Genomic DNA, 23,812 nt, shown 5'->3' on the forward strand with positions numbered 1-23,812 from the left:
CCCGCCGCGGGGGTGTCACACCCGCCGCAGTACGGCGACCACCTTGCCCAGGATGGTCGCTTCGTCACCGGGGATCGGCTGGTACGCGGAGTTGTGCGGCAACAGCCACACGTGGCCGTCCTCGCGCTTGAACCGCTTGACCGTGGCCTCGCCGTCCAGCATGGCGGCCACGATGTCGCCGTTCTCCGCGACCGGCTGGCGGCGGACCGTCACCCAGTCCCCGTCACAGATGGCCGCCTCGATCATCGAGTCACCGACGACCTTCAGGACGAACAGCTCACCGTCGCCGACCAGCTGCCGGGGGAGCGGGAACACGTCCTCGACCGACTCCTCGGCGAGGATCGGGCCACCGGCGGCGATGCGTCCGACGAGCGGGACGTACGACGCGGCGGGCTTGCCCGCGGTGTCCGTGGGCTGCACGGAGGACTGGTCGGAGCCGCGGACCTCGTACGCGCGAGGGCGGTGCGGGTCGCGGCGCAGGAAACCCTTGCGCTCCAGCGCCATCAGCTGATGGGCGACGGACGACGTGCTGGACAGGCCGACTGCCTGACCGATCTCCCGCATCGACGGCGGGTAACCCCGCCGCTGCACGGAATCCCTGATGACCTCGATCACCCGGCGCTGTCGGTCCGTGAGCCCGGAACTGTCCGCCCGGATGCCTGGAGGTCGGCCGGGCAGGGACCGCTTGGGTCCCTCATGATTCATGGCTTCGTTCATCGCATGCACCGGCTCGAGTCGGCCCTGGGAGCGGTCCTGGGCAGTGATGGTGGCACTGTCTGCGGTGGTGGTCACGTCGGCCCCTCTCGATGGTCTCCCTGCTGGACAACGGTAGTGGCTTTCGAAAGGTTGCGCCAAACACACGTTCGAGTGAAAAAGCGGGAATTCACTGACGCGATCAGGTGTCTGGGTGTATGGCTGACGCTGCGTCCCGCGGACAAAACGGTGGATTGCTGTACCCTTCACCGCCGGGCGCTCAGCGCGCCCGCCGCCGCCGAGGCGCCGCCCAGTGTGCCATCAGGCGCACCCCGGGCCGGGGACCGGCTCCCTTCCGTGCGTCGCACACGGTGTCACGGCAGGCCCGGGCCCCGTACGGCCGCGGCATCCCGCCGATACGTGTGCGACACGCGTGCCTCGTGGGGATTTACGCGCCCGCCACCACATGTAGTGGTTGGATTGCGGAGGCATCCCAGAAGTTGTGGTCCCCCGGGTCTTCGGACCTCAGGGCATCGCCTATGCTGGGGGCTGCTTCGAGGGGCCCGAGAGGTCCCTGAGGTCCATGAGTCGTGCCGTGAGGGAGGGTTGGAGCCATGCACTGCCCCTTCTGCAGGCACCCCGACAGCCGTGTCGTCGACAGTCGTACGACGGACGACGGCACGTCGATCCGCAGGCGCCGCCAGTGCCCCGACTGCTCCCGCCGTTTCACGACGGTGGAGACGTGTTCGCTGATGGTGGTCAAGCGGTCCGGCGTCACCGAGCCCTTCAGTCGCACCAAGGTCATCAACGGCGTGCGCAAGGCGTGCCAGGGGCGGCCTGTCACCGAGGACGCTCTCGCCCAGCTCGGGCAGCGGGTCGAGGAGGCGGTGCGCGCCACCGGAAGCGCCGAACTGACCACCCACGACGTGGGGCTGGCCATACTCGGCCCGCTGCGGGAGCTCGACCTCGTCGCCTATCTGCGGTTCGCGTCCGTGTACCGGGCGTTCGACTCGCTCGAGGACTTCGAGGCCGCCATCGTGGAACTCAGGGAAGGCAGGCAGCAGCCCGCCGCGGACAGTGACGTCGCGGACGCGGAGCGCCAGATGACCGACCGCGGGTCCGGAGGGACCGTCCAGGTCCCCGTGCCCGCGAACGCCGCCGACTGACCGGCGGGCCGGACCCGGAGGAGACGTCCGGCCCCGGTCGACCGGCGGCAGACGAAGACCTGCTGCGCGGACCGCCGACGCGGCTCGCGCAGTACCAGACACACAACGTGCCATGGGAAGAACGTGGCACTTCAGGGCGTTTTAGCCTGAAACAGGGAGGCGGCATGACAGAGACGGCGAGCGGTCCGGCACGGAGTTCCCGCGCCAAGGGCACCAAGGCGAGCAAGGGACTGCGTGTCGAGCGCATCCACACCACCCCCGGCGTGCACCCGTACGACGAGGTCGAGTGGGCTAGCCGTGACGTCGTCATGACCAACTGGCGCGACGGCTCGGTCAACTTCGAGCAGCGTGGCGTCGAGTTCCCCGACTTCTGGTCGGTGAACGCGGTCAACATCGTCACCAGCAAGTACTTCCGCGGCGCTGTGGGCACCCCGCAGCGTGAGGTGAGCCTCAGGCAGCTCATCGACCGGATCGTGAAGACGTACCGGAAGGCCGGCGAGGACTACCGGTACTTCGCCTCCCCCGCCGACGCCGAGATCTTCGAGCACGAGCTGGCGTACGCCCTCCTGCACCAGATCTTCAGCTTCAACTCGCCGGTCTGGTTCAACGTCGGCACGCCGCAGCCCCAGCAGGTCTCCGCCTGCTTCATCCTGTCCGTCGACGACTCCATGGAGTCGATCCTCGACTGGTACAAGGAAGAGGGCATGATCTTCAAGGGCGGCTCCGGTGCCGGCCTGAACCTCTCCCGGATCCGCTCCTCCAAGGAGCTGCTCTCCTCCGGCGGCAACGCCTCGGGTCCCGTCTCCTTCATGCGCGGTGCCGACGCCTCCGCGGGAACGATCAAGTCGGGTGGCGCCACGCGCCGCGCCGCCAAGATGGTCATCCTGGACGTCGACCACCCCGACATCGAGGACTTCATCGAGACCAAGGTGAAGGAGGAGGAGAAGATCCGCGCCCTGCGTGACGCGGGCTTCGACATGGACCTGGGCGGCGACGACATCACGTCCGTCCAGTACCAGAACGCCAACAACTCGGTCCGGGTGAACGACGCGTTCATGAAGGCCGTCGAGGCGGGCGACAAGTTCGGCCTGACGTCGCGCATGACCGGTGAGGTCATCGAGGAGGTCGACGCCAAGTCGCTCTTCCGCAAGATGGCCGAGGCCGCCTGGGCCTGCGCCGACCCGGGCATCCAGTACGACGACACGATCAACCACTGGCACACGTGCCCGGAGTCCGGCCGTATCAACGGCTCGAACCCGTGCAGCGAGTACATGCACCTGGACAACACGTCCTGCAACCTCGCCTCGCTGAACCTGATGAAGTTCCTGAAGGACGACAGCAAGGGCCACCAGTCCTTCGACGTCGAGCGCTTCGCGAAGGTCGTCGAGCTGGTCATCACCGCGATGGACATCTCCATCTGCTTCGCGGACTTCCCGACCCAGAAGATCGGCGAGAACACCCGCGCCTTCCGCCAGCTGGGCATCGGCTACGCCAACCTCGGCGCCCTCCTCATGGCGACCGGCCACGCGTACGACTCCGACGGCGGCCGCTCCCTCGCCGGCGCCATCACGTCGCTGATGACGGGTACGTCGTACCGGCGGTCCGCCGAACTCGCCGCGGTCGTCGGCCCGTACGACGGCTACGCCCGCAACGCCCAGCCGCACCAGCGCGTCATGAAGCAGCACTCCGACGCCAACGCCGTGGCCGTCCGCGTGGACGACCTCGACACGCCGATCTGGGCCGCCGCCACGGAAGCCTGGCAGGACGTCCTGCACCTCGGCGAGAAGAACGGCTTCCGCAACGCGCAGGCCTCCGTCATCGCCCCCACCGGCACCATCGGTCTCGCGATGTCCTGCGACACCACCGGCCTCGAGCCCGACCTCGCCCTGGTCAAGTTCAAGAAGCTGGTCGGCGGCGGTTCGATGCAGATCGTCAACGGCACCGTGCCGCAGGCCCTGCGCCGCCTGGGTTACCAGGAGGAGCAGATCGAGGCGATCGTCGCCCACATCGCCGAGCACGGCAATGTGATCGACGCGCCGAGCCTCAAGCAGGAGCACTACGAGGTCTTCGACTGCGCCATGGGCGAGCGTTCCATCTCCGCGATGGGCCACGTCCGCATGATGGCCGCGATCCAGCCGTGGATCTCCGGGGCGCTCTCCAAGACGGTCAACCTGCCGGAGACGGCGACCGTCGAGGACGTCGAGGAGGTCTACTTCGAGGCGTGGAAGATGGGCGTCAAGGCGCTCGCCATCTACCGCGACAACTGCAAGGTCGGCCAGCCCCTCTCCGCGAAGACCAAGGAGAAGGAGAAGGCGGAGGTCACGGCGACGGCCGAGGAGACCATCCGTACCGCGATCGAGAAGGTCGTCGAGTACCGCCCGGTCCGCAAGCGCCTCCCCAAGGGCCGGCCCGGCATCACCACCTCCTTCACGGTGGGCGGCGCCGAGGGCTACATGACCGCGAACTCCTACCCGGACGACGGTCTCGGTGAGGTCTTCCTGAAGATGTCCAAGCAGGGCTCCACCCTCGCGGGCATGATGGACGCCTTCTCCATCGCCGTCTCGGTGGGTCTGCAGTACGGCGTGCCGCTGGAGACGTACGTCTCGAAGTTCACGAACATGCGCTTCGAGCCGGCCGGCATGACGGACGACCCGGACGTGCGGATGGCGCAGTCGATCGTCGACTACATCTTCCGTCGTCTCGCGCTCGACTTCCTCCCCTTCGAGACGCGCTCCGCGCTCGGCATCCACTCGGCCGAGGAGCGTCAGCGTCACCTGGAGACCGGTTCGTACGAGCCGACCGACGAGGAGATGGACGTCGAGGGCCTGGCCCAGTCCGCGCCCCGCGCGCAGGAACTGAAGGCCGTCGCCACTCCGAAGGCCGAGGCCGAGGCGGTCAAGCCCGTCCCGCAGCAGGCGCACACCAGTGCCGAACTGGTGGAGATGCAGCTGGGCATCCAGGCGGACGCCCCCCTGTGCTTCTCCTGCGGTACGAAGATGCAGCGGGCCGGTTCCTGCTACATCTGCGAGGGCTGCGGCTCGACCAGCGGTTGCAGCTGACCGCAGGCGGCCGTCAGGCCTGAAGTGCACGGTGTGAGCGGGGAGTCGGCGATTCGCCGGCTCCCCGCTCGCGTCCCGGGGCCCGCCGCCGGGCGCGGCCGGCCCGACCGGTCACCGTGCCGGGGGCTCCGGGGCCTTCGCGGCGGCCCCCGCCTCCCGCAACGGCGTCGAGCCGGTGTACGAGATCCCGCGGCGGCCGGAGGGATCAGACGTCGCGTCGGGCGCCCATGAGCCTGGTGAACTCCCCGGGATCCGTGTCGTAGCCGTCGATGCCCGGGTGGAAGGTCCACTCCCCGGAGCCGTCGCGCACGAACTCCCCGACGGTCGCCGCCGTCGCCTGCGGCACACCGCTGAAGTCGTCCTCGGCCAGGACGGTGTACCCCTCGCGCATGCGCAGACCGGGGTTCACGACCTCGCCGAACGTCCTGCGGCCGGACCGCTGCTGGATGACGACGCCCACGACCACGCGCGTGTAGCGGTCGTCGAGCCGGTTCAGCTCCAGCGTCATGACCTCGTCCCAGCCGAAGCCCTTGCCGTCCTTGCTGTCCCGGTCGAGGTAGATGGTGCCGTCCGGGGAGCGGCTGTCGAAGTGGACGACGTAGTCGGCGCTTCCGTGCGGGTCGTCCGCCAGGTAGGTCCCGGCGACGATGTCGAGGTCGGTGTCCGGCTCGCCGGTGGGACTCGGGTCCCACTTCACCGACAACTCGACCTTGTTGATGCCCTTGCTGAGACCGTTCACCATGATCTTCCCTCCCCGTGTCCGACTGTCCGTCTGCCCCAACTGTGCTGATCCAAGGGCTGGTTGCACATCGTGTCACGAGCGCGGGGGCGCCTGCCCGGGTGCACTCCGCCGGAGCGTGACCGGCGCCACGTCCCTTGGCCTTACGATGGCGCGGTGCTGGTCAAGTGGATTCGCTGCACCGTGGTGGACCGCCGCGGTTTCGAGCGGGGGCAGCGAAAGTGGGCGGGGCTTCTGGGCGAGCCTGGTTTCCGGGGGCAGGGCGGGGGCTGGAGCCGGGGACGGCCGGGTGTGGCGCACCTCTTCGCCTTCTGGGAGAGCCGCGCCTTCTACGACTCCTTCATGGCCCGCTCCCACGACCGGCTCGCGGCCGCGCAGTCGGGCACCTACAAGGACCTCCAGGCGAAGCTGTTCGACCACCGTTTCGACGTGAAGACCGGCTTCGAGCCGAGGTTCACGGACGCCGACCTGGTGCGGGTGGCGCACTGCCGGGTCCACGAGGAGCGTGCCGAGCACTTCGCCCTCATGCAGGAGAAGGTGTGGAACCCCGCCATGGCGGGCTCGCCGGGCATGATCCGCGGGCTGTTCGGCGAGGGGCCGGGCCAGGAGTTCCTGATCCTCTCCATGTGGCAGTCGGCCGCCGAGCACGGAAAGTACCGGGACGAGCGGGTCGAGCGTCTCGCCCTGCGAGCCCAGACCGAGGCCGACGTGGCCGCTCTTGCCGGTGACATAGTCCAGCTGGAACCGTCCTGGATCGTCTGAGGCGGGAGGGCGCGCCCGGGGCGGCGGAAAAGCGTCCCGGTCCCCTCTGCGAGGTCGAATTGTGTGATCTACGCCGTATGGAGCCCGTACGAGTGCTCGATCGGGCGTCGGCCGATCTAGGGTTTCGGCATGGCACGACCGCGGCGCATCGTTCTTGTCCGGCACGGCGAGTCGGCGGGCAACGCCGACGACACCGTGTACGAACGCGAGCCCGACCACGCTCTGGCGCTCACCGACGCCGGGTGGCGGCAGGCGGAGGAGCGGGGCAAACAGCTTCGCGAGCTCTTCGGACGTGAGCGCGTAAGCGTTTACGTCTCCCCGTACCGCCGTACGCACGAGACGTTCCGGGCCTTCCATTTCGACCCCGAGCTGGTGCGGGTGCGCGAGGAGCCCCGGCTGCGCGAGCAGGACTGGGGCAACTGGCAGGACCGGGACGACGTACGTCTGCAGAAGGCGTACCGGGACGCGTACGGCCACTTCTTCTACCGCTTCGCCCAGGGGGAGTCCGGTGCCGACGTGTACGACCGGGTCGGCAACTTCCTGGAGAGCCTCTATCGGAGCTTCGAGGCCCCGGACCACCCGCCGAACGTGCTCCTGGTCACACACGGCCTCGCCATGCGGCTGTTCTGCATGCGCTGGTTCCACTGGACGGTCGCGGAATTCGAGTCGCTGTCGAATCCCGGGAACGCGGAGATGCGGATGCTCGTTCTCGGGGACGACGGCAGGTACACACTTGACCGGCCTTTCGAACGCTGGCGTGATCCGGAATCGTACGGAGTCACCGGATAGAGTGGCAGGGCGATGACCGCTGACTCCTCTCCCGACGGGCGCTTGGCCCGCGCCCTGTCCAGCCTGCGCGGACTCGCGGTGGGAGACGCGCTGGGCTCGCAGTTCTTCCTGCCCGCGAACCTCCCGCTGCTCAAGAGCCGCGAGCTGCCGGCCGGCCCGTGGCGGTGGACCGACGACACCGCCATGGCCTCCTCCGTGGTGGCCGTGCTGGCCGCACGCCACCGCATCGACCAGGACGAGCTGGCGCTCTCCTTCGCCGAGCACCACGACATCGAGCGGGGTTACGGGCCCGCCGTCGACCGCCTGCTGCGGCAGATCCGCGACGGCGGCGACTGGCGCGAGCTGTCCTCCGCGCTCTTCAAGGGACAGGGCTCCTGGGGGAACGGCGCAGCGATGCGGATCGCTCCCCTCGGTGCCTGGTACGCGGACGACCCGGAGCAGGCGACGCACCAGGCCGAGATCTCGGCCTACCCCACGCATCAGCACCGCGAGGCCGTCGTCGGTGCCATGGCCGTTGCCGCGGCCGCCGCCCTGGCGGCCGACCCGGCGGGCCCGCCCGGAGCCGAGGCGCTGCTGGACGGCGTCATCGCGCTCGTACCGCGCAGCGCGGTCGGCGCGGGCCTGCGCCGCGCCCGGGACATGCTCGACTACGGCGACACCGCGACGGTCGCCGCCGTGCTGGGCTGCGGACGGCGTACGACGGCGCACGACACGGTGCCGTTCGCCCTCTGGTCGGCCGCCCGGGCCCTCGGTGGTTACGAAGAGGCGTTCTGGTCGACGGCCCAGGTGGGCGGCGACATGGACACCACCTGCGCCATCGTGGGCGGTGTCGTGGCCTCGGGGAAGACCGGTGCCCCGCCGCACACGTGGCTGGAGCGGACGGAGCCGCTGCCGGAATGGGTGGCGGTCCCGGCGTGAGCCGACGGACCCGATCCGGCCCCTGAGCTGCCCCGGTCCGACGCCCGGTCGTGGCTCCAGCTGGGCGGGTTCAACGTGTCCCCACCGCCCTCGTCCGGCACACCCGCCTCGTCTGTCACAGGCTTGCTACAGCACGGCCGCCCCCGGCCCGGGCCCGCCACCCGTGGATAACGTGGGCCGCCACGCCGCCTGTTGATCATGCCGGGCGCGCGCCGACGAGACATCGGTCCCCAGCCCTGCCGCCGCTTCGGCGTGCCCCGGGCTGCGCGTGGACCGGCTGGGAGGGGGTCCCGTGTCCGACACACCGTCCACGTCCGAGCCAGGAGAAACGGCACCGGAACCGGAGAGCTCCGGGGGAGTCCAGCGGACCGGGAACGGCGGGGCCGCGAAGGGGTCCGGTGCGCGGGGTGACGCCGTTCCCCGGAGCGGAGCGGAGAGGGTGGCCGGCGACACCGTGCCGAAGACCGGGGCGGTGGGCGGCGCTGTCCCGCGCGCCGCTGTCCCGGCTGACTCTGGGGTCGGCGAGGGCACTGACGGTCACGCGGGCGACGACGCACACGGGACGCCCGCCGACGGTCACGCGGACGGCGAGGCACACGCCATGCCCGCTGACGGTCGCGCGGACGACGGGCGAGCCGACGGTCGCGCGGACGACGGGCGAGCCGACGGTCGCGCGGACGACGGGCGAGCCGACGGTCGCGCGGACGACGGGCGAGCCGATGCCGACGAGGACGGCGCGCGCACCGGCAGGGTCGAGGACGAGGGCGGCGATCGAGCCGAGGACCAGCACGGCGATCGCGCCGACGACGAGGACGGGGACGTTGATCGCGTCGACGACGGGGCGGAGGACGACGACGGCGTCGACGACGGAGCGGGGGATGACGGAGCGGGGGATGACGGGCGCACCCGCGACGAACGCGCCGACGAAGAGGCGGAGGACGCCGACTGGGCCGCCCCGTCGCCCCCTCCCGTGTCCTGGCTCGCCGGGCTCCGGGTCGAAACGCCGGCACCCATCCGTACGGCCACCCTGTGGGCGGTGCTCGCCACCGGACTGCTGAGCATGCTGCTCCTGGGCGACGGCCTGGCACTCAACCTCCTGCTCGTCGCGCTGCCCGCCGCCCTCGCCGGCTACTTCGCCGCGCAGGCCGCGGGACGGCGCACGCGCGCGTGGACACTCGGATGGGGCATCGGCGGACTGGCCCTGCTGGCGGTACCGGCACTGCGCGACGCCGACTGGCCGTCCTTCCTGGCCGTCGCCGCCGCGGTGGGGACGGGCTCGCTCGCCCTGAACGGCGGCCGCAGCTGGCTCGCCGTGCTGCTCAGCCCGCTGGGGGTGTTCAACTCGGTCGTCACCGGTCCCGTCTGGGGCTGGCAGGGACTGCGTGAGCGCGCGGGCGGCGCCCGGGGGCGTGTCGGTCCCGCCCTGCGCGCCCTGGCGGTGACCGCGGTCCTGCTGCTGGTCTTCGGCGCGCTGTTCGCGGGGGCCGACGCGGCGTTCGCGGACCTGCTCGGCGGCCTGTTGCCGGACGCGTCCGTCTCCGGCGGCCCCTGGCATCTCCTGCTCCTGGTGTTCGGACTGGTCCTCGGCCTCGCGGCCGCCCATACGGCGGCGGCGCCCGTCCACTGGGACCGCGCCCGGATACCCGAGGGCCCCGCCCGAGGCCGCGTCGAGTGGGCGCTCCCGCTGACCGTGCTCGTCGTGCTCTTCGCCGTCTTCAACGCCGTCCAGTTGGCCGTGCTCTTCGGCGGGTACGACGCCGTACTGGAGCAGACGGGCCAGACCTACGCCGAGTACGCGCGACAGGGTTTCTGGCAGTTGCTGACGGTCACTCTGCTGACGCTGCTCGTCATCGTCCTCGCCCTGCGCTGGGCGCCCCGCGACGGCGCCCGTGACCGCACACTGGTACGCGGTGTCCTGGGAACCCTGTGTGCGCTGGCGCTCGTTGTCGTGGCGTCGGCTGTGCGGCGTATGGACATGTATGTGGAGGCGTACGGGCTGACGCGCCTGAGGGTCTCGGTGGTGGCGATGGAGCTATGGCTCGGGCTCGTCATCGCGCTCATCATGGCGGCGGGGGTGTGGGGAGCGCGTTGGCTGCCCCGCGTCGTCGCCGCCGGCGCCGCCGCCGGAGTGCTCGCGTTCGGACTGCTGTCACCGGACGCGATGATCGCCGAGCGCAACGTCCAGCGGTACGAGGACACGGGCAGGATCGACCTCGACTACGCGCGCGGCCTGTCCGCCGATGCCGTACCCGCACTGGACAAGCTGGAGGAGCCGCTGCGCAGTTGCGCGCTGCGGCTCGTCGCCGACGACCTGGCCGACGGCGACGAGCCCTGGTATGCGACCAGCTGGGGTGAGGCGCGCGCCCGGGCCATTCTCGCCGGGCGACCGCTGTCGAAGAGCGCGGACTGGACCGTGTGCAGCGGCCTCGGGGACGAAAGCGCGTACCGCTGAGGTCCTGCCGGTTCCCGGTGGTTCGCGCGGTACTGCTGCCGCGGAAGGTCGGGCCGACGTCCTGGTCGCCGGTCTCCGGGCGCGGCCCGGCCTCCTCGGCATTGTTGTTCAGCCTCCGGCCGGCCCCGCCGTCCCGGCCAGTGCGTCCAGGTCGCTCCTGCGGACCTTGATCATGAGCGATGCGACGATCAGCGCGAGCACGGCCATCGCGGCGGCCGGTACGAAGGCGGCCGCGATGCCCTCGGCGAGCACCTCATGGCCCCACGGGGAGGGCAGTTGATGGGTCTTGGCGAACTCGGCCTTCTGCTCGGCCGAGGCCTCGGCGAGGAAGTCCGGCAACTGCTTCTCCGCCTCGTCCCGGCCGGCCGAACCGAAGACCGTGGTGAGGATGGAGAGGCCGAGCGAACCGCCGACCTGCTGCGTGACGTTGAGCAGGCCCGACGCCGCGCCCGCCTCGTGCGAGGAGACACCGGAGACAGCGGTGAGCGTCAGGGTCACGAAGTTCAGCCCCATGCCGAAGCCGAAGAGCAGCATGGGGCCGAGGATCCCGCCGGCGTACGAGCTGTCCGGGCTGATGAAGGTCAGCCAGCCCAGCCCGAGGGCGACGAGCGCCGAGCCCACGACCATGAACGGCTTGGGGCCGAGCACGGGCAGGAACCGCTGCGACAGTCCCGCGCCGGTGACGATCGCGACGGTCACGGGCAGGAAGGCCACGCCTGCCGAGATCGGGCTGTACCCCAGCACGTTCTGCACGAAGAGGACGATGTAGAAGAACATGCCGAACATGGCCGCGGCCAGGCTGAGCATGATCACGTACGTGCCCGAGCGGTTCCGGTCGACGAACATGCGCAGCGGAGTGATCGGTTCCTTGGCCCGCATCTCGACGAATCCGAAGGCCAGCAGCAGGACCACCGCGGCGCCGAAGGACCCGACGGTGAGGCTGTCCCGCCAGCCCTCCTCCGCGGCGCGGATGAAGCCGTAGACCAGAGACGCCATGCCGAGCGTCGAGGTGAGTGCTCCCGCGACGTCGAAGCGGCCCGGGTGGCGTTCGGACTCGTTGATGTACATCGGTGCGAGCGCGGCGATCAGCAGGCCGATGGGCACGTTCACGAAGAGCACCCAGCGCCAGTCGAGCCACTCCGTGAGCATGCCGCCCGCGAGGAGCCCGACCGCGCCGCCGCCGGCCGAGACCGCGGCGAAGACCCCGAACGCCCGGTTGCGCTCCGGGCCTTCCGGGAAGGTGGTGGTGATCAGCGCCAGTGAGGTGGGCGACGCGATCGCGCCGCCCACTCCCTGGAGCGCGCGCGCCGCCATCAGCTGCCACGGCTCCTGGGCCAGCCCGCCCAGCAGCGAGGCGGCCGTGAAGAGCAGGATCCCGGTCATGAAGACCCGGCGCCGGCCGAGGATGTCGCCGGCCCGCCCGCCGAGGAGCAGCAGCCCGCCGAAGGTGAGGGTGTAGGCGCTGACCACCCAGGTCAGGTCGGTCGTGCTGAATTCGAGTGCGTCTTGAATGTGCGGGAGCGCGATGTTCACAATCGTCGCGTCGAGTACCACCATGAGTTGGCAGGCCGCGATGACCGCGAGTGCGATGCCGGGATGTCCCTCCCGGCGGGCCGCTCCGGGTTTTCTTTCGGGTATCAACTGAGAGGTCGTCACTATGGGTCCCCCACAAGTACGTTAGTGAACGCTCGCGTTCACTGTCGCGAGCAACGGTAGTGACTCCCCAACAGTGAACGCAAGCGTTCACTGAAGACTCTGCCGGTTTTCGCCAGGTGCTCGCTCGTCCCCACCGGGAATCCCTGATCCCGCATGCTCAACGGAGAGACACTGATGGCTACTTCGCACCCCACGGCCGCCCCCGCTCGGGCGGCCTCCCCGCGTCGGCGCGGCGCCGTGCTCGAACAGGCGATCCTCGAAGCCGCCCTGGAACAGCTCGGCACGGTCGGCTGGAGCGGCCTCACCATGGAGGGTGTCGCCGCGGGAGCCCAGACGGGGAAGGCGGCGGTCTACCGTCGGTGGCCGTCCAAGGAGGACCTCGTCGCGGACGCCCTGGCGGCCGGGCTGCCGCGCCTCGCGGGGGCGCCCGACCTCGGCAGTGTCCGCGAGGACCTGCTGGAGCTGTGCCGGCGGGTGCGTGAGGCGATGTTCTCGCGTCCCGGCGTCGCGCTGCGTTCGGTCCTTCACGAATGCGACGCCCCGCAGGCCGAGCGTTTCCACGGCGTGATCCTCGACGGAGTGGTCGAGCCGACCATGCGGCTGCTCCAGGTGGTCATCCGCCGTGGCATCGGGCGGGGCGACGTGCGAGCCGACGCCGCGAACGCCTACGTGTTCGACGCCATCCCGGCGATGATGATGTACCGATCGAAGGTGTGCGCCAGCGAATGGAGTCAGACCGATCTGGAAGAGATGATCGACCAGCTCATGATGCCGCTGCTGCGTCCGGACGCCGCGTGACCAAGGCGATTCCCGTCGCCCCTGCGCACCGGGGACGGGCCCGGGAAGCCTGGGTGTCGCCGCGGGTTCCGGGCGGCGTACGCTAAGGGCGCCATGCCGTACGAACCTCCCACCCACACCGTCGAGCGCTCCCTCCGCGCCACGACCGGAGCGAAGGTCATTGCCGGTGTCGACGAGGTGGGGCGCGGTGCTTGGGCCGGCCCCGTCACCGTCTGCGCGGCGATCACCGGACTGCGCCGGCCGCCCGAGGGCCTCACCGACTCCAAGCTCCTCACCCTCAAGCGCCGTACCGCCCTCGCGGAGGAACTGCGCACCTGGGTGACGTCGTACGCCCTCGGTCACGCCTCCCCGGAGGAGATCGACGACATGGGCATGACGGCCGCGCTACGGCTCGCGGCGGGACGCGCCCTGGAGACCCTTCCGGTCCGCCCCGACGCGGTCATCCTGGACGGGAAGCACGACTATCTCGGCTCTCCCTGGCAGGTTCGCACCGTGATCAAGGGCGACCAGTCCTGCGTGGCAGTCGCCGCGGCCTCGGTGATCGCCAAGGTGCAGCGCGACAAAATGATGGCCGAACTGGGTGTCGACCATGCAGACTTCGGTTTTGCGGCCAACGCCGGGTATCCGTCCCCGGTGCACAAGGCCGCGCTGGCGGAGCGGGGCCCCACCCCGTACCACCGGCTGACGTGGGCGTATCTTGATGCGCTGCCCCGGTGGCGGCACCTCAAGAAGGCCCGCGCCTGGGCGGACGGGAACGTTCCGGAGATCGAGGGCCAGCTCGGTTTCGATTTCTGACGGTCCCGCTCGCACGTATGTGCCACCCGCCGACGCGTGTCGCACCGGCGTTTGATAGATATCAGCTCATGCCTCTCCCTCCCGAGGAGCCTCAGATTCACGAGAGTGCCCAGGGTCCCCGCGCCACCTCGGCCAGTGGCCGCGTCGCGCCGACCCCCCGCCCCGTACCCGGCCCCCGTCCCGCGGCCCCGCCGCGTCCCGGCCGTCCGGGTCCTGTCCGGCCCATGCCGGTCCAACGCACGTCGCGCGAACCGGCCGCGGCGGCCGTGGCCAAGCCCGCGCCTTCGGCCCGGGCGGCCGCACAGGCCGGTTCCCACCCGCAGATCCAGCTGATCCCGGCGTCGGCCGAGGGTGCGCTGGACGCGGCGGAAGAAGCCGTCGACCTGCTCCTCGAGTCGGGCCGCGCCCCGGGTGAGGTGCTGGTGATCACCACCGGCGATCCGCACCCGTGGGCCGCGCACGAACTCTCCTTCGGCGAGACCGCCTACTGGGGTCTGCACGACGCGGGCGACGACGTCTTCTACGCCGACGCCTCCGTCGCCGGCCGGGCCACGTCCCGGCCCGTGGTCGTGGTCGCCGTCAACGGTGGTTCCACCGCTGCCGTCGCCTCCGCGCTGCCGCTGGCCCTCGGCCGGGCCGGTGCCGTGCTGATCGTCTGCGGCGACCCGCAGCAGATCAACGCGGTGCTGGGCGCGGGGGTCTGAGCCTGTTCCGGACCCTCGTCCGGAACCGTTCGGCGCCCGCTCCTGGCCGCCCTTCCTGCTTCCGTCCGGGGGCGGGCGGGCGGCTGGGCATGGGTGCGGGCCAGGGCCCCGACGCGGACATGCTTCGGGTGCCGCGGTAGCGGCACCCGCATGGCGGGCGTCTCCCGGTGTGCCGAGACCGGCCGGGCATGCCGGTGTCCCCGGCGTGCGGCTCGGTCGGTCCCTCGGCGCAGACCGGGTGCCTTCGCCGTGCCCGCGGCAATCCCTACGCATAGACCCTGCCGTGTGCCGTGTGCCGTGTGCCGTGTGCCGTGTGCCGTCTGCCGTCTGCCGTCTGAGGCCTGCGGTCTGCGGGTCTGCGGTCTGCCGGCGGCCTGGAGGCGCAGGGCGTTCAACGCTCCCGCGGCCCATCCAGTCCGATGCGGCCAAGAGGCCGCCCACCGCCAGCGGCAGTCGATCGCCTTGCGCTGCTGCGGCGTCGACGGGGGCGTCTCTGGAGAGGCCCCCGAGGCCCCCGTCCCCTTCGGCGGACGGCACGCCTCACTCGGCGGTCCGCACGACTCTTCGGCGGCAGGCAGCTGCATGGCGAACGACGCCCCAGCAGGCGGAGGCGGCTCCTCCCGGGGTGGAGGCAACCGGGTGGAGGCAACTCCCCAGTGGCTGGAAGGGACTCCTCAGCGGGCGGCGGCCCGCCGCAGCAGCTCCGAAGCGGCGCCCCCGGTGCGCGGCGGCGGGGGCGGCGCGTCGGCCGTGGCGAAGGGCTCCGGCTCCGAGTCCGCGCTGGGACGGCGCCCGCCGCGTCCCTCGCCGAGAACCTGCCAGCCGTCACGCGTCAGCGTGATGTACGCCCCGCAGCGCAGGCCGTGCAACGTGCACGCGTCCCGCAACCCCCACATCCACGCTCCGTCCTCCTCCGTCCAGCGCGCGTCGCCGTCACGGCAGTAGATCAGGACAGCCGTACGAATCGGGGTGCGGCGGCGGAGGTCGTGCGGGATGACCCGGCGCAGCTGCTCCAGCAGCACGTTGCGGAAGAGCCATCCGTCGGCGGGCGCGGGCCGGCGCGTGAACGAGGCGCTTGCCCGCAGCCGTTCGTCCGGGTCGAGGACGGCCACGATCACCGTGGCGGCGCCGGGGCGGTGCCGGGAGTGCAGCCCGCTGACGACCTCGCGCGGGTCACGCAGCAGGGGGATCCCCGCGGCGGCCCATTCGGCCGGCTCGAGCATTCGGGTCAGTGGATTGGCGGAAGCGGCGGACAGGTCGGCAGACGTCGACATGGATGCCGCCGAGGACGGAGCGAATCCGAAGGTCACGGTCCTCCCTTCGGCTACGCGCCCACACTTCGGGCGAGGGTCGGACTTGGGGGAGCGCGCACCGCAACAGAGCCCTACCGGACCACGGACGAGCCGTGCGGGGAGCGGAGTTCGATTCTTCCTGGCGAACTTGGTTGCGGCAACGAGCAATTGGGGCCACAGGCGGTTTTGCGGCGATAGGCCGCCTATATCCCTGCCCGCTGTCCTCCTCGGCGGCGCACGGGTCACGCTTGCACGGCGAGGACCAGCGGCAACACCCCCTGTGCTCCGGCCCGTCGCAGGAGTCGCGCGGCCACCGCCAGCGTCCAGCCCGTCTCCGTCGCGTCGTCCACGAGCAGCACCGGTCCGTCCGCCTCCCTGAGCGCGGCGGCCAGCTCGGGCGGCACGGTCAGCGCGCCGTCGAGCGCCTTCAGCCGCTGTGCGCTGTTGCTCCGGGAGGCATGCGAGAGCTCACCCGTGTACTCGACGGACCCCAGCAACGGCAGTCGGCCGATCTCGGCGATCCGCGCGCCGAGTGACTGGATCAGCTGAGGACGCGTGCGTGAGGCCATGGTGACGACACCGGCGGGGCGTGGTTGCGCGTCGGCCTGACCCGAGGCCCATCCACCGGGTCCCTTCGCCCAGTCGGCCAGCACCCCGACCACGGCCTGTGCCACGTCGTCCGGAACCGGCCCGTCGGGAGCCTGAGGAGCGAGCATTGGCCGCAGCCGGTTTCCCCAGCCGATGTCCGAAAGTCTGCCCAGCGCCCGCCCCGGCGAGAACTGCTCCCCGGCGGGAATCCGGCCCTTCAGATCGACACCGACCGCCGGCAGACCGGTGGGCCACATCTTCCGGGGCTCGACCTCGACGCCCGCGCGACCGAGCTCACCGCGCGCGGCGTCCAGCGAGGTGTCGGAGACCGAGTCGGTGAACCGGGGCCCCGCGCAGTTGTCGCACCGCCCGCACGGCGTGGCACCCTCGTCGTCCAGCTGCCGGCGCAGGAACTCCATCCGGCAGCCCGTCGTCGTGACGTAGTCCCGCATCGCCTGCTGCTCGGTGGCCCGCTGCTTGGCGACCCAGGCGTAGCGCTCGCCGTCGTACGTCCACGGAACCCCCGTGGAGATCCAGCCGCCCTGCACCCGCCGCACCGCCCCGTCCACATCGAGGACCTTGAGCATCGTCTCCAGCCGGGAGCGGCGCAGCTCCACCAGAGGTTCGAGTGCGGGCAGTGACAACGGTCTGCCGGCCCCGGCGAGCACGTCGAGAGTGCGGCGGACCTGCTCCTCCGGCGGGAACGCGATCGACGCGAAGTACTGCCAGATCGCCTGGTCCTCCTTGCCCGGCAGGAGCAGCACCTCGGCGTGCTCCACACCTCGGCCGGCGCGCCCCACCTGCTGGTAGTACGCGATCGGTGAGGAGGGGGAGCCGAGGTGCACGACGAAACCCAGGTCCGGCTTGTCGAAGCCCATACCCAGGGCGGAAGTCGCGACGAGGGCTTTCACACGGTTGGCGAGCAGATCCTCCTCGGCCTGCTGGCGGTCCGCGTTCTCCGTCTTGCCCGTGTACGACGTCACGGTGTGCCCGCACTGCCGCAGGAACGCGGTGACCTCCTCCGCGGCGGCCACCGTGAGCGTGTAGATGATTCCCGACCCGGGCAGGTCGCCGAGGTGCTCGGCCAGCCAGGCCATGCGGTTCGCCGCGTCCGGCAGCTGCAGCACCCCGAGACTCAGGCTCTCCCGGTCCAGCGGCCCTCGCAGGACGAGCGCGTCCGTGCTGCCGCCCGTACCGAGCTGCTCGGCCACGTCGGCCGTCACGCGCGCGTTGGCTGTGGCTGTGGTGGCCAGCACGGGTACGCCGGGCGGGAGGTCGGCGAGCATCGTGCGCAGCCTGCGGTAGTCCGGCCGGAAGTCGTGGCCCCAGTCGGAGATGCAGTGCGCCTCGTCCACCACGAGGAGGCCGGTCGCGGCGGACAGCTTCGGGAGGACCTGGTCGCGGAAGTCGGGATTGTTGAGCCGCTCCGGGCTCACCAGCAGCACGTCGACCTCACTCGCCGCCACCTCGGCCTGGATGGTGTCCCACTCCTCCGTGTTGGACGAGTTGATCGTGCGGGCGCGGATGCCGGCGCGGGCGGCGGCCTCCACCTGGTTGCGCATCAGGGCGAGCAGGGGGGACACGATGACCGTGGGCCCGGCTCCCCGTTCCCGCAGCAGCGCGGTCGCGACGAAGTACACCGCGGACTTGCCCCAGCCGGTGCGCTGCACGACCAGGGCTCTGCGCTTGTCGGCGACCAGGGCCTCGATGGCGCGCCACTGGTCCTCGCGGAGCCGGGCCTCGCCCACCGGCGCACCGACCAGCCGGGCGAGTACGGCATCGGCCGCGGTGCGCAGGTCTTCGTCGGTCCGAGGGCGCTGGTCTTCGTTGCTCATGGCTCCATGCAACCCGATGGGTCGGACAAAGCGCGAACGAGCGGACCAGACTGTGGACAACTCCTGTCGTGCCCATGTTCGTGGTTATCCACAGGGCGCAGCGGAGATTTCGGTTTCGCGGGATGGTCACGGCATGACGAATCACAGCGAAACGACCGGCACCTCCGGCGAAGACGACATCGACGCGCGGGCGGACCGCCGCGGGGACCCGGGTCGGATCGATCACGGAGGCCCGGGACGGGCCGATCACCGGGATGCTGGGCTCGCGGAGCGCTCGGAGGCGAGCGCCCACGCCGGGGACGAGAGGACTCTCGGGCCGGCGGGCCTCGGATCATGCGCCGCGGAGGTCGGGAGCGCGTCCCCGGCATACGTGAGCGGGAGCGAGCCGACCGCGTCCGTCGACGAGAGCGCCGCGGCGGACGACACGGGCGAGAGGATGCCGGAGGACGGCCCGGGCGGGGGTGTCCCGACGGAGCTCCCGACTCCGGGGGGATCCGTCGAAGAACCGGGATGCGAGGAAGCACGGGATCCGGGACTTGACGAAGCACACGACCGGGAATTCGGCGAGCCCGGAGCCGGGGCGGATGACGCTGCCGCACTCGCCGGAGGTGCGAGTCCGTCAGAACCTCTCGCTTTCGCAGGGCACGCCGAGGTTCCGGGCCTCTCCGGCCAGCAGCAGGTCACGCTGCGAACACCGGCGGAGCTTGCCGACGCGCTGCCGTATCTCCTCGGCTACCGCCCCGAGGACAGCATCGTGCTCGTCGCCCTCCACGACCGGGAGCGGAGCGGTCGGTTCGGCGGACGGGCGCGGCTCGGCATCCCCGCCCAGACGGACGACTGGCCCTCGGTGGCCGGACAGCTGGCCCGGGGACTGGTGACGGGAAGCGAGCGCAGGAGCGGCCGGCCGGAGACCATGGTCGCCTACCTCTGCCAGGAGCCGCGCAGCGGCGAGACGGGGCGGGACGTCATGGAACGCCTTCGGCCACTGGCCCAGCTGCTGCGCACTGCCTGCGGCAGCTTCGACGTACCGGTCGTCGAGGCCCTGTGCATCTCGGACGGCCGTTTCTGGTCGTACTGCTGCCCCAGCGAGGCGTGCTGCCCGCCCCAGGGCCAGCCGATGGGGCTTCCGGGTACGTCCGTCCTCGCTGCTGCGGCGACCTACGCCGGACTGCAAGTGCGTGGCAGCCTGCGCGAGTTCCGGGCCAGGCTCACCCCGTGGGAGACCGGGGCATGCCTGGAGCAGGAAGCCGCTCTCGACGCCGCGAGCATGGCCCTGGTCCCCAGAATCCTGGACGACGTGAGCCGCGCGGAGGTCGCGGAGGAAACCCTGGATCTGGCCCGAAAGGTCATGGGGCGCCTTGCCGACGCCCGTCCGATGTCCGGCACGCTCGAGGCGGACATCCGCGACGACGGGCTTCTCGGACACGACGAGGCGGCCGCCCTCATCCTCGGCATCCAGGACCGCACGACCCGCGACCGTGCGGCGCAGTGGATGGAGGGCGCTGAAGCGGGCCCCGCGCTGCGCCTCTGGCGCGCACTGGCCCGCCGCTGTGTCGGCCCGTACGGCGAGCACGCGGCCGCGCCCCTCACCCTCGCCGGATGGGTCGCATGGTCGTCCGGCGACGAGCTGGAGGCCCGAGAGGCTCTGGCCATGGCACTCGGAGCCGACTCCGACTACCTCTTCGCCCGCCTCCTGCACCAGGCGTGCAACGAAGGCCTGGACCCGGAGTCGATCCGCCGCTGTCTGCGCGCGGAGCGCGGCGACGGCACGGCGTCCACCGGACCCGTGGAGAATCCGGACTCCTCCGACCCCGCGGAGCCGCTGTCGTGTGCCGGGCCGCCGGCCGCGGCGGTGCGGGCGTCGGCGACCGTTCGCCGCCGTCGCCGGGTGCGTTCGGCGGCGGGCGGGGGCACGCACCCGGGCCACCGTGCCCCCGGGGCGGCCTCCCCTCGCCATCGTCGCCCCGACGGCAGCCGGTCCGGCGCTCGCTCCCTGGACGGCAACTGCTCCGCGGGCGACGAGGCCGTCGCGGCAGATGATGCTGGGATTCGGGCGGGTGACGGGCCGCAGGTCCTGCCGCAGGTCGGCCGCTGGGGCTCGGGGAGGACACATGAGGACTGAACGCACGCCGGGACGGTGGGGAGCCCGGTCGACGCACTCCAGCGAACCGTCCGACGCCACCCCGTCCCTGCGCGTCGAACCCCCTCACGGGCCACCGCACGCCCACCTGGCCGCCGATGTCCCGCCCCTTCGGTCAATCCCCGGAAGACCCGCGCGGGACTACCGATGCCGGGCCCTTCCGCCTCAAGTCCCAACTCGGGTCCTGTGCTTGGTCACCGCCAACCGGACGGCTTCTCCGCGCCGCGGCGTGAACCGTCCGGAGCCCCGCACCGTTCACCTGAGTGGCGGACCCCGTGGCCGGGCCGCGCCCGCTCGTCGCGGCACGAATGACGTCGGCACTCGGCACACGGCTCGCCGCGGGCACCCTTCAGGGCCCTCCCACCCCCAACTCGCGGAAGGCGCAGCGCGGTCCGGGATGATCCCGGGGCCCGCCGGGACGCCCGCCCCACCTGCCGCCGGGCGTCCCGGGGCCCCGCCGGGACGCCCGCCCCACCTACTGCCGGGCTGCACCGCCACGGAGGCGACCCTCCTGTTGCCCACGCGGCTTGGCGGAGGCCCCCCCACCTCGGTCTCCCGGACCGGAGGAGCGAGGACTGCTGCTCGTCGTGCTGCGCTGCTGGGAGCCGTCCGGCCGCAGTCAAGGACGTGAGCTGGGGTGACGCGGCCAGGGGAGAGCCCCTGGCCGGGGCCCGGACGACGTGCCGGGCGGGAGCGGATCAGCCACGGATGCGACCGAGGAAGGGAGTGTTTATCGTCAGGCAGACGACTATGATCGCCGCATGCCCTACGACCCGTCGGCCTTCCCGCCCATCGCCGTGACCGTGGACCTGGTCGTGCTGACCGTGCGCCGCCATGCCCTGTGCGCGCTGGCGGTCAGGAGGGGCGAGCAGCCGTTCCAGGGCCGCTGGGCGCTGCCGGGCGGCTTCGTACGGCCCGACGAGGATCTGGCGCAGGCGGCGGCGCGTGAGCTGGTCGAGGAGACGGGACTGTGCGCTCACGACCCGTCGGCCCCGGCGCAGGACAACGGCGCGCATCTGGAACAGCTCGCCACCTACGGCGATCCCGAGCGCGACCCGCGGATGCGGGTGGTCAGCGTCGCCCATCTCGCCCTGGCTCCCGACCTGCCGGCCCCCAGGGCGGGGGGCGACGCCAACAGCGCACGCTGGGCCCCCGTCGAAGAGCTGTTGCAGCAGGGCGGCTACGCCCGGGACGGCGAACAGGCCGCCCCGCTCGCGTTCGACCACGCGCAGATCCTGTCGGACGGTGTCGAGCGCGCTCGTTCCAAGATCGAGTACTCGTCGCTGGCCACTGCCTTCTGCCCGACCGAGTTCACCGTCGGGGAGCTGCGCCGGGTGTACGAGGCGGTGTGGGGCGTGGCGCTCGACCCGCGCAACTTCCATCGCAAGGTCACCGGCACACCGGGCTTCCTCGTCCCCACGGGCGGTACGACCACCCGGCAGGGGGGCCGCCCCGCACAGCTCTTCCGCGCCGGGGGCGCCACACTCCTCAACCCGCCGATGCTGCGCCCCGAGGTCTGACAGCATGCAGTGACGCGGTCCGCGCAGGACCGGCCTGAGGCAACTGCGAGTCCCGAAGCCGGGAACAGTGCGAAGTTGATCCGAAGCCTGACCAATATGCCCGAAAAAGTACAGGTATCGCGCTATCTTGCGTCAGGTGATCCAGGCCATCGGACTGACCAGCAACCCTCGCAAGGAGCTGCCGCCCGCCCTCGACGACGTCTCCTTCGAGGCACCCGCGGGCCGTGTCACCGCACTGCTCGGAGCGCCGGGCGCAGGCAAGACGACGGCGCTGAGGCTCATGCTCGAACTCCAACAGGGCCGCGGCATCACCTACTTCAGGGGAAGGCCGCTGCATGCCATCGCCCATCCGTCCCGCGAAGTGGGAGTTCTCCTCGGTGAAGTGCCCGGCCACCCGGCCCGCACCGTCCGCGGGCACCTCCGCATGCTGTGCGCCGCCGCGGGCGTGCCCGTGCGCCGCGCCGACGAGGTCCTCGAAGTCGTGGGTCTCGTCAGCCTGCGCGACGAACGCCTGGGCACCCTCTCGCGCAGCATGGACCGGCGCCTCGGCCTCGCGTGCGCACTCCTTGCCGATCCGCACACGCTCGTGCTCGACGAGCCCGCGACCGGGCTCGCGCCGCGCGAAGGCCGCCGGCTGCACGGAATCCTGCGCGCGCACGCCGCACAGGGCGGCACCGTGCTGTTCACCACCGACGACCCCAAAGAGGCGGCGGGCGCCGCGGACCGGGTCGTCACGCTGGCGGAGGGAAGGCTGCTCGCCGACCAGGAGGCCGCCGACTTCGCCCGCACCCGGCTGCGCCCCAGGGTCGCTGTCCGCAGCCCCCACGCGGCCCGGCTCGGCACCCTGCTCGCCAAGGAGGCCAGGGCCGCCCGGCGCTCCGTCGAGGTCGTCCACGAGGACGGCAACCGGCTCTCCGTGTACGGCAGCGCCTGCGCCGACGTCGGCGAGACCGCCTTCCGCCACGGCATCCTCATCCACCAACTCGCCGACGAGGTAGGGGACATGGGGCCCCGCGCCGCCGCAGCCCCCGATGAGGCCAAGAGCGAGGGAGCGTCACCGGCCGAGACGCTGAGCCCGGACGACGCCCCGTCCCTCCTGCCGACGCCCATCAGCGTCCGCCAGGCTCCCAGCCCGCTGCGCCCGCTGCGCTACGAACTGCGTCGCGCCGCCGGAGTCGCCACCGGCTACCTCACAGCGGCCGCCGTACTCGTCACCTCCGTGCTCGTGTCCGTCCTCGCGGCGAAAATCGGGCACACCCCGCAGGCGCGTCTCCTCGCCGCTTGGCCGAGGGAGCTCCCGCTGCCGCCCGCGGCGCTCGGCGCGGGGCTGCTCGGCGCGCTCGCCTTCGGTGAGGAGTTCCGTCATCCCGCCCTCGCGGCGGACCGGGGCACCGTGCCCCGAAGGCTCGGCCTGCTCGTCGCCAAGCTCCTGGTCGCCGGGGCCACGGCACTGATGCTGGCCGTCCTCACCGTCGCCTGCGATCAGGAGGCGCTCTATCTCGTCTACGGCCGCGAGCTCACCGGAGTTCCCCCCGAATGGCGCTCTCTCGGCGTGAGTTGGATCGCCGTCGTGGTGGCGTGCGCCTGGGCGGGGGTGCTGGCCGCGGGAGTCTTCCGGTCCACGACGGCGGGGCTCGCAGCCGTGCTCACCGTGCCGGTCGTCGTCGTACCGCTCGTACAGAAAGCCGTCGAGGGTCCGCATGTGCGGACGACGGCCGGATTCTCCGTGCGGCTGCGGGAGCACCTGCTGTCGCAGTGGCCGTTCGGCGGGGAGCGCGTTCTGGCCGCCGGAGCGAAGGCGGTGGCTCAACCCGTGGGTGGCGCGCTGACGTTGTCGCTGGCCGCCCTGCTCTGCGCATATCTGCTCACGACCGTGCGTGGCAGGGTCCGATGACGGCCATCCGCA

The 23,812-nt window shown here is 71.6% G+C and carries 17 protein-coding genes; 12 read left to right on the forward strand and 5 right to left on the reverse strand.

Annotation, left to right across the window (positions count from 1 at the left end; translation table 11 throughout):
• Window positions 1-15: 15 nt before the first annotated feature.
• Window positions 16-792, reverse strand: a complete 777-nt coding sequence (gene lexA, locus ACFYP4_RS00260; protein ID WP_358851455.1) for a transcriptional repressor LexA — start codon at window positions 790-792, stop codon at window positions 16-18.
• A 515-nt stretch (window positions 793-1,307) separates the two neighbouring features.
• On the opposite strand from lexA, the gene nrdR reads away from it, so the two are divergent.
• A complete protein-coding gene (gene nrdR, locus ACFYP4_RS00265; RefSeq protein ID WP_358851456.1) occupies window positions 1,308-1,859 on the forward strand; it encodes a transcriptional regulator NrdR in 552 nt (183 codons plus the stop codon).
• Window positions 1,860-2,023: 164 nt separating this feature from the next.
• Complete coding sequence (locus ACFYP4_RS00270) at window positions 2,024-4,918, forward strand: vitamin B12-dependent ribonucleotide reductase (protein WP_358851457.1); 2,895 nt, start codon at window positions 2,024-2,026, stop codon at window positions 4,916-4,918.
• 205 nt (window positions 4,919-5,123) lie between these two features.
• Here the strand turns inward: ACFYP4_RS00270 and ACFYP4_RS00275 are convergent, their stop codons facing one another.
• Complete coding sequence (locus tag ACFYP4_RS00275) at window positions 5,124-5,699, reverse strand: TerD family protein (RefSeq protein ID WP_358851458.1); 576 nt, start codon at window positions 5,697-5,699, stop codon at window positions 5,124-5,126.
• A 114-nt stretch (window positions 5,700-5,813) separates the two neighbouring features.
• Between ACFYP4_RS00275 and ACFYP4_RS00280 the strand changes: the two genes are divergently transcribed.
• The 4 genes from ACFYP4_RS00280 to ACFYP4_RS00295 all read left to right on the forward strand — a co-directional run bounded on the left by ACFYP4_RS00280 (window position 5,814) and on the right by ACFYP4_RS00295 (window position 10,578).
• Window positions 5,814-6,419 carry a YdbC family protein gene (locus ACFYP4_RS00280; protein ID WP_358851459.1) on the forward strand — a complete coding sequence of 202 codons (606 nt, stop codon included), beginning with the start codon at window positions 5,814-5,816 and terminating at the stop codon, window positions 6,417-6,419.
• 129 nt (window positions 6,420-6,548) lie between these two features.
• Window positions 6,549-7,208 carry a histidine phosphatase family protein gene (locus ACFYP4_RS00285; protein WP_388781269.1) on the forward strand — a complete coding sequence of 220 codons (660 nt, stop codon included), beginning with the start codon at window positions 6,549-6,551 and terminating at the stop codon, window positions 7,206-7,208.
• Between the two features lie 12 nt (window positions 7,209-7,220).
• Window positions 7,221-8,126, forward strand: a complete 906-nt coding sequence (locus ACFYP4_RS00290) for an ADP-ribosylglycohydrolase family protein (RefSeq protein ID WP_388781272.1) — start codon at window positions 7,221-7,223, stop codon at window positions 8,124-8,126.
• A gap of 601 nt (window positions 8,127-8,727) precedes the next feature.
• Window positions 8,728-10,578, forward strand: coding sequence for a DUF4153 domain-containing protein (locus tag ACFYP4_RS00295; RefSeq protein WP_388781275.1), 1,851 nt, complete (start codon window positions 8,728-8,730; stop codon window positions 10,576-10,578).
• 108 nt (window positions 10,579-10,686) lie between these two features.
• Here the strand turns inward: ACFYP4_RS00295 and ACFYP4_RS00300 are convergent, their stop codons facing one another.
• A complete protein-coding gene (locus ACFYP4_RS00300; protein WP_358851463.1) occupies window positions 10,687-12,234 on the reverse strand; it encodes an MFS transporter in 1,548 nt (515 codons plus the stop codon).
• Between the two features lie 174 nt (window positions 12,235-12,408).
• Here ACFYP4_RS00300 and ACFYP4_RS00305 point away from each other — a divergent pair, with 174 nt between their 5' ends.
• The 3 genes from ACFYP4_RS00305 to ACFYP4_RS00315 all read left to right on the forward strand — a co-directional run bounded on the left by ACFYP4_RS00305 (window position 12,409) and on the right by ACFYP4_RS00315 (window position 14,531).
• Window positions 12,409-13,032, forward strand: a complete 624-nt coding sequence (locus ACFYP4_RS00305; RefSeq protein ID WP_358851464.1) for a TetR/AcrR family transcriptional regulator — start codon at window positions 12,409-12,411, stop codon at window positions 13,030-13,032.
• A gap of 93 nt (window positions 13,033-13,125) precedes the next feature.
• Window positions 13,126-13,827 carry a ribonuclease HII gene (locus ACFYP4_RS00310; RefSeq protein WP_358851465.1) on the forward strand — a complete coding sequence of 234 codons (702 nt, stop codon included), beginning with the start codon at window positions 13,126-13,128 and terminating at the stop codon, window positions 13,825-13,827.
• A gap of 68 nt (window positions 13,828-13,895) precedes the next feature.
• Window positions 13,896-14,531: a hypothetical protein gene (locus ACFYP4_RS00315; protein ID WP_388781280.1), complete on the forward strand. Its 636-nt coding sequence runs from the start codon at window positions 13,896-13,898 to the stop codon at window positions 14,529-14,531.
• Window positions 14,532-15,205: 674 nt separating this feature from the next.
• Here the strand turns inward: ACFYP4_RS00315 and ACFYP4_RS00320 are convergent.
• Both ACFYP4_RS00320 and ACFYP4_RS00325 read right to left on the reverse strand, forming a co-directional pair.
• Window positions 15,206-15,841: a hypothetical protein gene (locus ACFYP4_RS00320; protein WP_358851467.1), complete on the reverse strand. Its 636-nt coding sequence runs from the start codon at window positions 15,839-15,841 to the stop codon at window positions 15,206-15,208.
• Between the two features lie 224 nt (window positions 15,842-16,065).
• Window positions 16,066-18,246, reverse strand: a complete 2,181-nt coding sequence (locus ACFYP4_RS00325; RefSeq protein WP_388781283.1) for a RecQ family ATP-dependent DNA helicase — start codon at window positions 18,244-18,246, stop codon at window positions 16,066-16,068.
• 436 nt (window positions 18,247-18,682) lie between these two features.
• On the opposite strand from ACFYP4_RS00325, the gene ACFYP4_RS00330 reads away from it, so the two are divergent.
• The 3 genes from ACFYP4_RS00330 (at window position 18,683) to ACFYP4_RS00340 (ending at window position 23,800) form a co-directional block, all read left to right on the forward strand.
• Entirely contained in the window at window positions 18,683-20,368 is a 1,686-nt protein-coding gene (locus ACFYP4_RS00330) for a DUF4192 domain-containing protein (RefSeq protein ID WP_388782633.1), read from the forward strand.
• 779 nt (window positions 20,369-21,147) lie between these two features.
• A complete protein-coding gene (locus ACFYP4_RS00335; protein WP_388781286.1) occupies window positions 21,148-21,906 on the forward strand; it encodes an NUDIX domain-containing protein in 759 nt (252 codons plus the stop codon).
• 136 nt (window positions 21,907-22,042) lie between these two features.
• On the forward strand, window positions 22,043-23,800 hold the full coding sequence (locus tag ACFYP4_RS00340; protein ID WP_388781289.1) for an ATP-binding cassette domain-containing protein: 1,758 nt from the start codon (window positions 22,043-22,045) through the stop codon (window positions 23,798-23,800).
• The last annotated feature ends 12 nt before the right edge of the window (window positions 23,801-23,812 follow it).

It is taken from the genome of Streptomyces sp. NPDC005551 (assembly GCF_042871785.1).
In the GTDB taxonomy this organism is placed as follows: domain Bacteria; phylum Actinomycetota; class Actinomycetes; order Streptomycetales; family Streptomycetaceae; genus Streptomyces.

Bases quoted from the DNA above. Each gene is read 5' to 3' on its own strand.
- nrdR (WP_358851456.1), top strand. From the start codon at position 1,308: ATGCACTGCCCCTTCTGCAGGCACCCCGACAGCCGTGTCGTCGACAGT.
- ACFYP4_RS00270 (WP_358851457.1), top strand. From the start codon at position 2,024: ATGACAGAGACGGCGAGCGGTCCGGCACGGAGTTCCCGCGCCAAGGGC.
- ACFYP4_RS00285 (WP_388781269.1), top strand. From the start codon at position 6,549: ATGGCACGACCGCGGCGCATCGTTCTTGTCCGGCACGGCGAGTCGGCG.
- ACFYP4_RS00290 (WP_388781272.1), top strand. From the start codon at position 7,221: ATGACCGCTGACTCCTCTCCCGACGGGCGCTTGGCCCGCGCCCTGTCC.
- ACFYP4_RS00295 (WP_388781275.1), top strand. From the start codon at position 8,728: ATGCCCGCTGACGGTCGCGCGGACGACGGGCGAGCCGACGGTCGCGCG.
- ACFYP4_RS00305 (WP_358851464.1), top strand. From the start codon at position 12,409: ATGGCTACTTCGCACCCCACGGCCGCCCCCGCTCGGGCGGCCTCCCCG.
- ACFYP4_RS00310 (WP_358851465.1), top strand. From the start codon at position 13,126: ATGCCGTACGAACCTCCCACCCACACCGTCGAGCGCTCCCTCCGCGCC.
- ACFYP4_RS00315 (WP_388781280.1), top strand. From the start codon at position 13,896: ATGCCTCTCCCTCCCGAGGAGCCTCAGATTCACGAGAGTGCCCAGGGT.
- ACFYP4_RS00325 (WP_388781283.1), bottom strand. From the start codon at position 18,246: ATGAGCAACGAAGACCAGCGCCCTCGGACCGACGAAGACCTGCGCACC.
- ACFYP4_RS00330 (WP_388782633.1), top strand. From the start codon at position 18,683: ATGCCGGAGGACGGCCCGGGCGGGGGTGTCCCGACGGAGCTCCCGACT.
- ACFYP4_RS00335 (WP_388781286.1), top strand. From the start codon at position 21,148: ATGCCCTACGACCCGTCGGCCTTCCCGCCCATCGCCGTGACCGTGGAC.